At 66.4% G+C, this 12362-nt stretch carries 12 protein-coding genes; 10 read left to right on the forward strand and 2 right to left on the reverse strand.

Annotated elements, in window-relative coordinates:
* Both edd and E0702_RS09110 read right to left on the reverse strand, forming a co-directional pair.
* Window positions 1–1887, reverse strand: coding sequence for a phosphogluconate dehydratase (gene edd / locus E0702_RS09105; RefSeq protein WP_132043036.1), 1887 nt, complete (start codon window positions 1885–1887; stop codon window positions 1–3).
* A 162-nt stretch (window positions 1888–2049) separates the two neighbouring features.
* A complete protein-coding gene (locus E0702_RS09110) occupies window positions 2050–3447 on the reverse strand; it encodes a coniferyl aldehyde dehydrogenase (RefSeq protein WP_132043038.1) in 1398 nt (465 codons plus the stop codon).
* A 116-nt stretch (window positions 3448–3563) separates the two neighbouring features.
* Between E0702_RS09110 and E0702_RS09115 the strand changes: the two genes are divergently transcribed.
* From E0702_RS09115 to rpoS, 10 genes are all read left to right on the forward strand, one after another.
* The gene (locus E0702_RS09115; RefSeq protein WP_132043040.1) at window positions 3564–4727 is read left to right on the forward strand and encodes a GNAT family N-acetyltransferase; all 1164 of its coding nucleotides are present in this window, start codon (window positions 3564–3566) and stop codon (window positions 4725–4727) included.
* 46 nt (window positions 4728–4773) lie between these two features.
* The gene (gene ftsB, locus E0702_RS09120) at window positions 4774–5109 is read left to right on the forward strand and encodes a cell division protein FtsB (protein ID WP_132043042.1); all 336 of its coding nucleotides are present in this window, start codon (window positions 4774–4776) and stop codon (window positions 5107–5109) included.
* Complete coding sequence (gene ispD / locus E0702_RS09125) at window positions 5106–5840, forward strand: 2-C-methyl-D-erythritol 4-phosphate cytidylyltransferase (protein WP_132043044.1); 735 nt, start codon at window positions 5106–5108, stop codon at window positions 5838–5840. The genes ftsB and ispD overlap by 4 nt, the downstream gene beginning before the upstream one ends.
* On the forward strand, window positions 5840–6361 hold the full coding sequence (gene ispF, locus E0702_RS09130; RefSeq protein WP_132043046.1) for a 2-C-methyl-D-erythritol 2,4-cyclodiphosphate synthase: 522 nt from the start codon (window positions 5840–5842) through the stop codon (window positions 6359–6361). The genes ispD and ispF overlap by 1 nt, the downstream gene beginning before the upstream one ends.
* On the forward strand, window positions 6354–7430 hold the full coding sequence (truD, locus tag E0702_RS09135; protein WP_132043048.1) for a tRNA pseudouridine(13) synthase TruD: 1077 nt from the start codon (window positions 6354–6356) through the stop codon (window positions 7428–7430). Before ispF ends, truD begins: the two co-directional genes overlap by 8 nt.
* A 26-nt stretch (window positions 7431–7456) precedes the next feature.
* Window positions 7457–8203, forward strand: a complete 747-nt coding sequence (gene surE / locus E0702_RS09140) for a 5'/3'-nucleotidase SurE (protein WP_132043132.1) — start codon at window positions 7457–7459, stop codon at window positions 8201–8203.
* Entirely contained in the window at window positions 8190–8870 is a 681-nt protein-coding gene (locus tag E0702_RS09145) for a protein-L-isoaspartate(D-aspartate) O-methyltransferase (protein ID WP_132043050.1), read from the forward strand. Before surE ends, E0702_RS09145 begins: the two co-directional genes overlap by 14 nt.
* Before the next feature lie 52 nt (window positions 8871–8922).
* The gene (locus E0702_RS09150) at window positions 8923–9966 is read left to right on the forward strand and encodes a DUF368 domain-containing protein (protein WP_132043134.1); all 1044 of its coding nucleotides are present in this window, start codon (window positions 8923–8925) and stop codon (window positions 9964–9966) included.
* Window positions 9966–11132, forward strand: coding sequence for a peptidoglycan DD-metalloendopeptidase family protein (locus E0702_RS09155; protein WP_132043052.1), 1167 nt, complete (start codon window positions 9966–9968; stop codon window positions 11130–11132). Before E0702_RS09150 ends, E0702_RS09155 begins: the two co-directional genes overlap by 1 nt.
* 113 nt (window positions 11133–11245) lie before the next feature.
* On the forward strand, window positions 11246–12223 hold the full coding sequence (rpoS, locus tag E0702_RS09160) for an RNA polymerase sigma factor RpoS (RefSeq protein ID WP_132043136.1): 978 nt from the start codon (window positions 11246–11248) through the stop codon (window positions 12221–12223).
* Window positions 12224–12362: the final 139 nt, after the last annotated feature.

Here is a 12362-nt window from a genome sequence, read left to right on the forward strand (position 1 = left end):
TCAGGCGTCCTCATCGTGGATCTGTCCGGCCTGGCGGGCCAGGTCGTCGGCCTCGAAGCCGCCGAAGACCCCGGCTCCCTCCTCGCCGCGCATGGCGAGGTGGCGGAAGCCGGCAAACAGCTCGCGGCCCAGCCCCACATGGTAGTGGTCCAGTGCGGCGACGCGCTGCTCGCGATCGGCCCAGACATGGGCCTCGACCCTGGTCTCGAGAGTGCCGGCATTGGCGTCGAGACGCACGATATCGCCGTCACGCAGCTTCGACAGGGGACCGCCGTCCAGCGCCTCGGGGCTGATATGGATGGCCGCCGGCACCTTGCCGGAGGCGCCGGACATGCGTCCGTCGGTAACCAGCGCCACCTTGTGGCCACGGTCCTGAAGCACGCCGAGATAGGGCGTCAGCTTGTGCAGCTCGGGCATGCCATTGGCCTTGGGGCCCTGGAAGCGCACCACGGCGATGACGTCACGGTCGAGCTCGCCGGCCTCGAAGGCGGCCTTGAGCTCGTTCTGGTCCTCGAAGATCTTCACCGGCGCTTCCACCACACGGTGCTCCTCGGCGACCGCCGAGACCTTGATCACGCCGCGCCCCAGATTGCCGTCGACCACGGTGAGTCCACCGGTGGCGGCGAAGGGCTCTGCCACGCCGCGCAGCACGTCGCGATCGAGGCTCGCTGCCGGCCCCTCGCGCCAGACCAGCTTGCCCTCCTCGAGGAAGGGTTCCTGGGTGTAGGCGGTTAGATCGGTACCGAACACCGTGGGGATATCCCCGTGGATCAGGCCGGCCGTGAGCAGTTCGCGGAACAGGAAGCTCATGCCGCCGGCGGCCTGGAAGTGATTGATGTCGGCCTGGCCGTTGGGGTAGACCTGCATCAGGCCCGGGGTCACCGCGGAGAGGTCGGTAAAGTCCTCCCAGGTGAGAGTCAGGCCGGCGGCGGCGGCCATGGCCACGAGGTGCAGGGTGTGATTGGTGGAGCCGCCGGAGGCGAGCAGACCGACGATGGCATTGACGATGGCGCGCTCGTCGATCTGCCTGTAGAAGGGGCGGTAGTCGCCGCCGGCTTCAGTGTTGCGGATCGCCTGCTCGGTGGCGAAGCGCGTCAGCGCCTCGCGCATCTCGGTACCGGGGTTGACGAAGGAGGTGCCGGGCAGATGCAGCCCCATCATTTCCATCATCAGCTGGTTGGAGTTGGCGGTGCCGTAGAAGGTACAGGTGCCGGGGCTGTGATAGGAGGCGGACTCGGCCTCCAGCAGCTCCTCGCGGCTCGCCTTGCCCTCGGCAAACAGCTGGCGAATGCGTGCCTTCTCCTTGTTTGGCAGGCCGCTGGGCATGGGGCCCGCGGGGATGAACATGGCCGGCAGGTGGCCGAAGCGTGCCGCGGCGATAAACAGTCCCGGCACGATCTTGTCGCAGACTCCGAGGTAGAGCGCGGCGTCGAACATGTTGTGGGAGAGGCCCACGGCGGTGGCCATGGCGATCACGTCGCGGGAGAACAGCGACAGCTCCATGCCCGGCTGGCCCTGGGTGACGCCGTCACACATGGCGGGTACGCCCCCGGCGAACTGGGCGGTGCTGCCCATGGCGCGCGCCGCGGCCTTGATGGTCTCGGGGAAGGTCTCCAGCGGCTGGTGAGCCGAGAGCATGTCGTTGTAGGCCGAGATGATGCCCAGATTGGCACTGTTCATCAGTTTCAGGGCGTTCTTGTCTTCGACCCCGCAGGCGGCGAAGCCGTGAGCCAGGTTGCCGCAGGAGAGCTCTCCGCGGTGCACGCCACGCCGGTGCTGGTCGGCCATGCGTGCCTCGTAGAGGGCGCGTCGCTCGGCGGAGCGCTGGCGAATACGGTCGGTGACGTCGGCGACGGTGGCGTTGAGGGTCGGGTTGGAGTTGGCCATGGTGCACCTCGGCAGTGACTGTTTGGTAAGTTTACCAAATCAATGATCGGTACTCTGGGGCATGCTAGCGAATATTTCGCGTGAAATGTAGTTTTATTACCTTGTGTCGTTGAATGCCCTTGGAAGCCGTTGCATGTCGTGGCGCGGCTTGACGCTGGGGCATCAAAGCTCCAACAGACGCAACAGCCAGCGCCGGTAGGGGGGATTGAGCCGGCCTACCAGGCTGCGGGGCGACTGGGTGAAGACGGCGCGCGCATGACTGAAGCGCTGGAAGCCCGCCTCGCCGTGATAGGCGCCGCTGCCGCTCTCGCCGACGCCGCCGAAGGGCAGTGCCGGCACGGCGTTGTGCCACAGGGTGTCATTGAACACCACCCCACCGGAATGGGTCTCTTCGAGCAGGCGTCGGCGCAGGGCGGGGTCCTCGGTAAAGGCGTAGAGCGCCAGCGGACGTGGCTGGCTCTTGATACGTGAGATGGCGGCCTCCATGTCACGCACCCCGAGCACCGGTAGCCAGGGGCCGAAGATCTCCTCCTGCATAAGGGTGAGGCCGTCACTCGGGTCGACGATCAGCGTGGGGGGCAATTTGACTCCACCGTCGGGCAGCTCGAGCCTTTCCCCCAGGTCGATCACCCGGCAGCCATGGTCGCGGGCCTCTTCGAGCATCGCCTCGAGACGCTGACGGTGTGCCGTCCCCGGCACCGCGCTGTAGTCATGGCTGGCGGTGCCCCGGGGGTAGAAGCGTGCCACCTGGCGCTGCATCGCCTTGAGAAATGCCTCGAGTCGCGAGGCCTCCACCAGCACGTGATCGGGGGCGATGCAGGTGCGGCCGGCGTTCAGCCACTTGCCGAAGGCGATGCGTTCGGCGGCCTTCTCCAGGTCGGCGTCGGCGGCCACCAGCGCCGGCGTCTTGCCGCCCAGCTCCAGGGTGACCGGCGTCAGGTTGGCTGCCGCGGCACGCGCCACCTCTCGACCGATGGTGGCACTGCCTGTAAACAGCAGGTGATCGAAGGGGAGAGCAGCGAAGGCCCTGGCCAGATCGGCATCGCCCTCTGCCACGCAGAGCTCCTCGGGAGCGAAGTAACGAGCCGCCAGGCGTGCCATCAGTGCCGAGGTGGCAGGGCTGTACTCGCTGGGCTTGATCATTACCCGGTTGCCGGCGGCCAGGGCATCGATGGCGGGTAGCCAGGCAAGGTTCCAGGGGTAGTTGGATGGGGCGATGATGCCGACCACGCCCAGCGGCTGATGGTGAACCTTCGCCCGGGCCGGCAATAGCCTCCAGCCCACCGGCTGGCGCTCGGGGCGCATCCAGCGACGCAGTCGGCGTCGGGTGAAGCTGGCCGACTGAAGGACGGTGGCCACCTCGGTCAGGCGTGTCTCCATGGCGGCGCGGTGGCCGAAGTCAGTGCTGATGGCGGCGGCGATCTCGTCGCGATGGCGGCGGGTCAGGGTGGCCAGGCGTGTCAGCCGGTCGCGACGGGTGGCGAGACTCGGGAAGGGCGCTTCCTCGAAGGCACGCCGCTGGCTGTCGAGGAGGGCCTGGAGATCACGGACATCGCTCATGCTGGAATCCTGTTCGTGGTGATGGAAGGTTGATGGGGGGCTGTGCACAATGGTGGCGCCATCTCGCCGCCAGGGCCAGGGAGGGAGGCGCAACGAACCGTGAAAGGAGTGATCGCATGACAATGCTGAGGCGCCAACCCCTGTCCTCCATGGAGGCGGTGTCCGCCAGCGTCTGGAACGCCCTGGTCGGTGATGATCACCCCTTTCTGCGCCATGAGTTCCTGCATGCCCTGGAAGCCAGCGGCTCGGCGTGCCCGGCCACCGGATGGGTGCCGCGCCACCAGACCCTGTGGCAGGGCGAAGCGCTGGTCGGCCTCATGCCGCTCTACCACAAGCATCACTCCTTCGGTGAATACGTCTTCGACTGGGCCTGGGCCGATGCCTGGGAGCGCGCCGGTGGGCGCTACTACCCCAAGGCGCTGACGGCGATTCCCTATACTCCGGCACCCGGTCCGCGCCTGGCGCTGGCGTCGGGTGTTGATCCACGCGAGGCACGTGAGACCCTGGCCAGTGCCTGGGAGGAGGGCGAGCTATCCGGCTGGCACCTGCTGTTCGCCGAGGAGGCGGAGGTGGCCGAGTGGCAGCAGGCTTGGCCGGGGCTGCTGGCGCGGCACGGTGTACAGTTCCAGTGGCAGGATCGTGGCTATGGCGACTTCGAGGGTTTCCTGGCCACCCTGACCTCCAAGCGGCGCAAGGCGATTCGTCGTGAACGGCGGATCGTCGCCGACCAGACGCTGAGCCTGCATCGTCTGGAGGGCGAGGCGATTGACGCCGCGGCCCTCGAGCACTTCTATCGCTGCTATGAGATCACCTATCTGGAGCGTGGTCGCCATGGCTACCTCAACCTCGACTTCTTTCGGCGCTTGCGTGCCACCATGCCCGAGAACCTGTTGCTGGTGCAGGCGCGTCGCGACGATCGCCCCGTGGCGGCGGCGCTCTACCTGCAGGGTGCACGTACCCTCTTTGGCCGTTACTGGGGCAGCGAAGTGAGCGCCGACTGCCTGCACTTCGAGGCCTGCTACTACCAGGGTATCGAGCACTGTCTGGCTCGTGGCCTGACGCGCTTCGACCCCGGTACCCAGGGCGAGCACAAGCTCACCCGGGGGTTCGAGCCGCGGCTGCTGACCTCGCTTCACCATATCGCCGATCCACGCTTGCGTGATGCCGTGGCGCGTTTCTGTGCCGAGGAGCGCGAACATGTGCTGGCCTATCGGCGCGCCGCCGAGTCGGCACTGCCGTTTCGCGATGAGGCGAAGATTGACTCTGCCGGCGAGCAATGAAAATGGCATAATGCGCGGCATCGTATCGAGGTGACGGGAAGGCATCATGCTCAAGGGGTTGGCGCTGACGCTGACGATCCTGCTGGCGCTGCTGCAGTATCGACTGTGGCTCGGCCAGGGAGGCGTCATGGAGTTGCGTGAGGTTCGCCAGCGAGTGGCGTCGCTGGAGGCGGCCAACCAGCCGCTGCGCGACCGCAATGCGCGCCTGGCCGCCGAGGTGCTCGACCTCAAGACCGGCCTCGATGCCATCGAGGAGCGGGCACGCAGCGACATCGGCATGGTGCGCACCGACGAGCAGTTCTTCTGGGTGCCCGATGTGGCGGTGGAGGTGGAGCCGGTGGTCAATCCGCTGCCCGCCACTCGCCTGGAGGCGAGCCGATGAGTGCGTCACCCTGGCTGGTGGTGCCGGCGGCGGGGCAGGGACGGCGCATGGGGACCGACCGTCCCAAGCAGTACCTGACCCTCGATGCCCGCCCGGTGATGGCCCACACCCTGACCCGGCTGCATGCCGCCTTCCCAGGGGCTCGACTCTGCCTCTGTCTGGACCCCGACGACGCCTGGTTCGACCCTGACTGGGTACCCTTCGCCGACTGGCGGCGCGTGGCGGGAGGCGCCGAGCGTGCGGACAGCGTGGCCAACGCCCTGGGGGCCATCGCCGGTGAGGCACGTGATGATGACCTGGTGCTGGTCCATGATGTGGCGCGCCCCTGTGTCGACGTCGAGGACCTGCGGCGGCTGCTGCAGGTGCTTGCCGATGATGCGGTGGGCGGGCTGCTGGCTGCCCCCGTGGCGGATACCATGAAACGCGATGATGGCGCCGGCCGGGTCGCCCTTACCGAGCCCCGTGCGGGCCTCTGGCACGCCCTGACCCCTCAGGGCTTTCGCTACGGCCTGCTGACTCAGGCGCTTCGCCAGGCCGCGGCGTCCGGCGTCACGGTCACCGACGAGGCCTCGGCGGTGGAAGCCCTGGGGCATGCGCCGCGGCTGGTGCCCGGGCGTCGCGACAACCTCAAGATCACCCATCCCGAGGACCTGGCCCTGGCCGGCATGATCCTGGCCGCCCAGGCCTCGGCGTACAGCGAGACGACGCCGGAGGGCGTTGCGGAGAGATGATGCGAATCGGCCATGGTTTCGATGTCCACCGCTTCGGCGAGGGCGACCACCTGATGATCGGCGGCGTCGCCGTCCCCTTCGAGCGCGGCTTCGTCGCGCACTCCGATGGCGATGTGCTGCTGCATGCCGTCAGCGATGCGCTGTTGGGCGCCTGCGGCCTGGGCGATATCGGCCGTCACTTCCCCGATACCGATCCGGCCTGGAAGGGCGCCGACAGTCGCGACCTGTTGCGTCGCGTGGTGGCCCTGGTGCACCAGGCCGGCTATCGGATCGGTAACCTCGATGCCACGCTGATGGCCCAGGCGCCGAAGATGGCCCCTCACGTCGAGGCCATGGCGACCAATGTCGCCGTCGACCTGGGCGTCGAGCGCAGCGCCGTCAACGTCAAGGCCACCACCACCGAACGCCTGGGCTTTACCGGCCGCGGCGAGGGCATCGCCGCCGAGGCGGTGGCGTTGCTTCTGCCGGTCTCGTCGGGCGTTGACAGTGAGGCCACGACGAGCGAGGGCGCCGGTGAGTAATTCGCCTTCACGCCATCCGCTCGACGCCCTCGGCTGGCCTCCGACCTGGCCGCGGGTGCTCGATGCCGAGTTCGGGCCGCCCCCGGCGGGGGACTATCGAGCACGCCCCGAGGACTTCCTGGTCGAGGAGACGCTCGACTTCGCCCCCGGGGGGGAGGGCGAGCATCTCTGGCTCTATATCGAGAAGCGTGACCTGACCACCGCCATGGCAGTGAAGGAGCTCGCCAGGCTATGCGAGGCCTCGCCGCGGGCGGTGGGCTACTCGGGGATGAAGGACCGGGTCGCCGTGACCCGCCAGTGGTTGTCGGTGCAACTGCCGGGACGCGAGGCGCCGGTGGGACTTGGCGAGGCCCTGGCCGAGCGTGGCATAAGGGTGCTTGAGATGGCACGCCATCCGCGCAAGCTCAAGCGTGGTGTGCATCGCACCAACCGCTTCCGGTTACGCCTGACGGGCCCGGCGGTGGCCGACGAGGGCCTCGTTCATCGCTGGGAACGCCTGCTCGAGCGTGGGGTGCCCAACTATTTCGGCCCCCAGCGCTTCGGCCCGGATGGCCGTAACCTGCTGCGTGCGCGCTCGCTGCTGGCCCGCGGCTGGCGCAAGCGCGACGACCGCGATGGCATGCTGCTCTCGTCGACACGCAGCTTCCTGTTCAATGAGCTGCTCGCCGAGCGCATCCGCGAGGGCAGCTGGGGTCGTCTGTTGCCGGGTGAGGTGGCCAATCTCGATGGCAGCGCCAGCCAGTTCGCCGTCGAGGCACCGGATGCCGAGCTCGAGGCCCGGGCGGCGCGCCTCGACCTGCATCCTAGTGGTGTGCTGTGGGGTGTGGGTGGCTCGCTGGCGAGTGGCGAGGCGCGGCGCCGTGAGGACCAGCTGGTTCAGTGCTTCCCGGGGCTATGCGCGGGGCTCGAGGCGGCCGGCGTACGCCTGGGGCGCCGCCCGCTGCGCCTGCGTCTGGCCGAGACACGCCTGGAGCCTGGTGACGGTGAGCTGTGGCTGACCTTTACACTGCCCCGCGGTGCCTTTGCCACCGCGGTACTCAGAGAACTGATCGCGCACCCGACCCTGTGACGGAGGCGCCCATGCAAGGATTCGAGATGCGTCGACTGCTGCTCTCCAACGACGACGGTGTTCACGCCCCGGGGCTGCGCGCCCTGCACGATGCCCTGGCCTCCCATGCCAGGCTGCGGGTGGTGGCGCCGGACCGCGACAAGAGCGGGGCCAGCAACTCGCTGACCCTGTCCCGGCCGCTGTCACTGACGGCCATGGAAAACGGTTTCTACAGCGTCGACGGCACACCGGCGGACTGTGTCTACCTGGGTGTCAACGGTGTCTGGAACGAGAAGCCCGATCTGGTGATCTCGGGCATCAACCATGGCGGCAACCTTGGGGATGACGTGCTCTACTCGGGCACCGTGGCCGCCGCCATGGAGGGGCGCAACCTGGGCATGGCGGCCATCGCCATGTCGCTGGTGGGCCATCGCCACTTCGACACCGCCGGCAGGGTGGCGGCAAGCCTGGTGGGGGCCGCCGAGCAGCTCTCGCTGCCGCCGCGCAGCCTGCTCAATGTCAACGTGCCCGACCTGCCCTGGGACGAGATCCGCGGGTTTCGGGTTACCCGCCTGGGCTATCGTGGCCCCGCGGGGTCTCCCCAGGAGGTGCGTGACCCACGTGGCAAGGTGCGCTGGTGGATCGCTCCGCTGAGCAGGAATGCCGACGATGGCGCCGACACCGATTTCGCCGCCGTGGAGGCGGGCTTCGTCTCCATCACCCCGTTGCAGACCGACCTGACTCGGCATGCGGCCATTGCGGACGTAAAAGGCTGGCTGGATGCACTCACCTGAACGTCTGGCCGAGCTGGTGCGTGGTGTGGGCATGACTTCCCAGCGTACCCGCGACCGCATGCTGGAGCGCCTGACCGCCCAGGGCATCCGTGATCCTCGGGTGCTGGAAACCCTGGGGCGTGAGCCACGCCATCTGTTTCTCGATGAGGCGCTCTCCCATCGCGCCTACGAGGATACCTCCCTGCCGATCGGCTACGGCCAGACCCTCTCCCAGCCGTGGATGGTGGCGCGCATGACCGAACTGGTACTACAGGCATCGCCACAACGCGTGCTGGAGGTCGGCACCGGATCCGGTTATCAGACGCTGATACTTTCGCGACTGGTGCCGGAACTCTGGTCCATCGAGCGAATCAATGCCCTGCAGCGACGTGCCGCCGAGCGGCTGCGCCTGCTGGGGGCGAAGAATACTCACCTGCGCCTGGCCGACGGCGGCCATGGCTGGGAAGAGGCCGCGCCCTTCGATGTGATCCTGTTGACCGCCTGTGCCAGCGAGCTACCGGCCGCACTGCTCTCCCAGCTCGCCGAAGGCGGCGTGCTGATTGCCCCGCTGTCCGACGCTCGGGGGCGCCAGTGGCTTACCCGTATCCAGCGCCAGGACGACCAGTTCGAGAAGCGGCGGCTGGAGCCGGTGCGCTTCGTGCCGCTGCTCGAAGGCGTCATTCGTTGAAAGGAGTCCGCTGTTGAAGCGATATCTCGCCACTCTCTTGAAGGGCGCCGGCATGGGCGCCGCCGACGCGGTTCCTGGCGTGTCCGGCGGCACCATCGCCTTTATCACCGGGATCTACGAGGAGTTGATCCATACCATCAAGCAGTTCGGCCCCAGTGCCTTCGGGGCGTGGCGGCGTGGTGGGGTGGCTGGCCTGGTGGCCCATCTCAATCTGCCCTTCCTGTTGCCGTTGCTGCTGGGGATCGCCGTCAGCCTGATCAGCGTCGCCCACCTGGCGGTGTGGTTGCTCGAGGACCACCCGCTGCTGCTCAACGGCTTCTTCTTCGGGCTGGTGCTGGCATCGGCGTTGGTGGTCAGCCGTCATCCGGCCGACTGGCGCTGGTGGCATATCCTGCCACTGATAGGCGGTCTGCTGATGGCCAACGGACTGCCCTCGCTGATGCCGCTGATCAGCGAGCTGGGCAGCCAGGAGGTGATGCTGCTGGCAGGAGGCGCCATCGCCATCAGCGCCATGATCCTGCCCGGGGTTTCCGGCAGCTTCCTGCTGCTGACCATGGGCCTCTATGGCACCGTGATGGATGGCATCCGTGGCTTTGACATGGAATTGATCGGACTCTTCGGGATGGGCTGTGCGGTGGGTCTGTTTGCCTTTTCGCGGCTGCTCTCCTGGCTTCTCGATCGCTACCACACCGCGACCCTGCAGCTGCTGGTAGGCTTTATTGTCGGCTCACTGCCGCTACTCTGGCCATGGCGGGAGCTGGTACGCTACCAGCTGGGTCCGGATGGGCAGATGATTCCGCTGGACTATCGCTACCTGACACCGGGCGATTACGCCCTGCTCACCGGCGATGCCCCTCAGCTGGTGGCGGTGGTGGCGCTGATGCTGGCGGGGGCAGTCGCCGTTCTGCTGCTGGATCGCTCGGGGCGACGCAGTGCGGCAGTGCGAGACAATGGCTCATCTGCGACAGGCATTCAGGAAACCAGTGCTCGAGGGACTGGCTCTCAACAGGCAAGCTCTCGAGAAGCCAGCTCTCACTCTCAAGAGACCAGCTCTAAAGAGACCAGCTCTAAAGACCAACAAGGAGGAAGGCTCTGATGCGTAATGTATTGATGATTTCGGGGCTGGCCCTGGCGCTGGTCGGTTGTGCCAACCAGCAGGGCGCCCCGAACCAGGTGCCGGTGCGAGATCTCTCGGCCAGTCGCGCCGAAACGGCGGTCAGCCACTACACCGTGGAACGGGGGGATACCCTCTATGGCATCGCCTGGCGCCATAACATGGACTACCGCGACCTGGCACGCCTCAACCGTATTGGCCCTCCCTACGCGATTCAGCCAGGCCAGCGACTGGTCCTCGATGGCGAGGGGGCCGCTGGACAGCCGTCGGCGCCGCAGGCCGACGACATGAGCAACAGTGCCGTGGCGGTGGCCACCCCCCTCGGCGGTGCCCAGGCCGACGACAGCTCCGGTGATATGGAGTGGCTGCTGCCGAGTGGCGAGACCGAAACGGTGTCACGCCGCGACCGGTCGGGTGCTGCACCCGGCGACTCCGAGGGCGTCCAGGCATCGTCATCCAGCGGAGAAAATGATGGCGGGCCGGGGCCGGTCTATTCGCCGGATAGTCCAGGGGCCGACGGCAGCCTGAGTGAGCGGGACCTGGCCGAACGCAGCGAGCGGAATGCCGCGAGTGACAGGTCGCAGGGCGCCCCTGCGACCGACGAGGCGAACGAGTCTCAGGCAGTGGCCGACACCGAAACCCGGGAAGAGCCAGCCAGGGAAGAGCCGGCCAGCGAGCCATCCAGAGAAGAGGCCACCGGAGCCGATGCCGGTACCGCCGTTGCCGGTGGCACCCAGGCCCGGGAGCGCGGCTCACGTACCTATACCCCGGTCGCCGAGGTGCCCTGGCAGTGGCCCGTGAGCGGTGATGTGGTCGGCCAGTTCGGCGATGGCAGTGCGATTACCGCCGGCATTGATATCGCCGGACAAAAGGGGCAACCTGTCAAGGCGGCTGGGCCCGGCATCGTGGTCTACGCGGGCAGCGGCGTCAGGGGCTATGGCAAGCTGATCCTGCTCAAGCACAACGACCAGTTCCTCAGCGCCTATGCCCATAACGAGACGTTGAAGGTAAGCGAGAATGATGTGGTCGAGGCAGGCGAGGTGATTGCCACCATGGGGGACAGTGATGCCGAGAGTGTCAGGCTTCACTTCGAGGTGCGCAAGGATGGTCAGCCCCAGAACCCCCTGGACTACCTGCCCTCACGTTGATGCCGCCGCCCGGTGAGGGAGTCTCGCCGGGGGGGTCACACAATAATAATCGGTTTCGCCGATGCTCCAGGGGTCGGCGACAGGACGCTAGCACGGGGTAGCCATCGATGAGCATGCTTGAACGGGACCTTCAGGACGTAGATCTGGACACGCTCGAGGAGAAGGAGCAGGAGATCGTCGATGCCATCGACGAGCCAGGAGCCGACGATGAGGTGGCCTTCGAGAAGGCACTGACCCGCGAGGATCGCTACAGCCATCAGAGCCTTGATGCCACTCAGATCTATCTCAACGAGATCGGCTTCTCGCCGCTGCTGACTCCCGAGGAGGAGGTATTCTACGGTCGCCTGGCCCAGAAGGGCGACCCCATGGGTCGCTCACGCATGATCGAGTCCAACCTGCGGCTGGTGGTGAAGATTGCCAGGCGCTATCTCAATCGTGGTCTCTCGTTGCTCGATCTGATCGAGGAGGGCAACCTCGGTTTGATTCGCGCCGTGGAGAAGTTCGACCCCGAGCGAGGCTTTCGCTTCTCCACCTATGCCACCTGGTGGATTCGTCAGACCATCGAGCGGGCGCTGATGAATCAGACACGCACCATTCGGCTGCCTATCCACGTGGTCAAGGAGCTCAATATCTACCTGCGTGCGGCTCGCGAGCTTACCCAGAAGCTCGATCATGAGGCCACCGCGGAGGAGATCGCCGAGTATCTCGACAAGCCAGTGGAAGCCGTCAAGAAGATGATGGGTCTCAACGAGCGCATCTCGTCGGTGGATTATCCCGTGGGAGGGGATAGCGACAAGCCGTTGATCGAGACGCTTGCCGATGACAGCGATGATGGTCCCGAGTCGAGTCTGCTCGATGGTGATGTCAAGCAGCTTGTGGATGAGTGGCTCTCCGCGCTCAGCGAAAAGCAGCGCGAAGTCGTGGTGCGTCGCTTCGGCCTGCGTGGCCATGAGGCGGCCACCCTTGAGCAGGTAGGGGAGGAGATCGGTCTGACCCGTGAACGTGTCAGACAGATTCAGGTGGAGGCACTGAAGAAGCTGCGCCGAGTTCTCGAGAAACAGGGTCTGAGCCTGGACGCTATCTTTGCCTGACACTCTTGGACAGCAAAAAACACTAATTTTTCTTGATAATTAAGCATGTTGTTGCGATAAGCCACCACTAATATGGTGGCTTTTTGCGTGATTTTGGGGTTGTTTCCAATGATAATTCCATGCTGGACCATTAACCATC

It is taken from the genome of Halomonas marinisediminis (assembly GCF_004347715.1).
Lineage (GTDB): Bacteria > Pseudomonadota > Gammaproteobacteria > Pseudomonadales > Halomonadaceae > Halomonas > Halomonas icarae.

Bases quoted from the DNA above. Each gene is read 5' to 3' on its own strand.
- edd (WP_132043036.1), bottom strand. From the start codon at position 1,887: ATGGCCAACTCCAACCCGACCCTCAACGCCACCGTCGCCGACGTCACC.
- E0702_RS09110 (WP_132043038.1), bottom strand. From the start codon at position 3,447: ATGAGCGATGTCCGTGATCTCCAGGCCCTCCTCGACAGCCAGCGGCGT.
- E0702_RS09115 (WP_132043040.1), top strand. From the start codon at position 3,564: ATGACAATGCTGAGGCGCCAACCCCTGTCCTCCATGGAGGCGGTGTCC.
- ftsB (WP_132043042.1), top strand. From the start codon at position 4,774: ATGCTCAAGGGGTTGGCGCTGACGCTGACGATCCTGCTGGCGCTGCTG.
- ispD (WP_132043044.1), top strand. From the start codon at position 5,106: ATGAGTGCGTCACCCTGGCTGGTGGTGCCGGCGGCGGGGCAGGGACGG.
- ispF (WP_132043046.1), top strand. From the start codon at position 5,840: ATGCGAATCGGCCATGGTTTCGATGTCCACCGCTTCGGCGAGGGCGAC.
- surE (WP_132043132.1), top strand. From the start codon at position 7,457: ATGCGTCGACTGCTGCTCTCCAACGACGACGGTGTTCACGCCCCGGGG.
- E0702_RS09145 (WP_132043050.1), top strand. From the start codon at position 8,190: ATGCACTCACCTGAACGTCTGGCCGAGCTGGTGCGTGGTGTGGGCATG.
- E0702_RS09150 (WP_132043134.1), top strand. From the start codon at position 8,923: ATGGGCGCCGCCGACGCGGTTCCTGGCGTGTCCGGCGGCACCATCGCC.
- E0702_RS09155 (WP_132043052.1), top strand. From the start codon at position 9,966: ATGCGTAATGTATTGATGATTTCGGGGCTGGCCCTGGCGCTGGTCGGT.
- rpoS (WP_132043136.1), top strand. From the start codon at position 11,246: ATGCTTGAACGGGACCTTCAGGACGTAGATCTGGACACGCTCGAGGAG.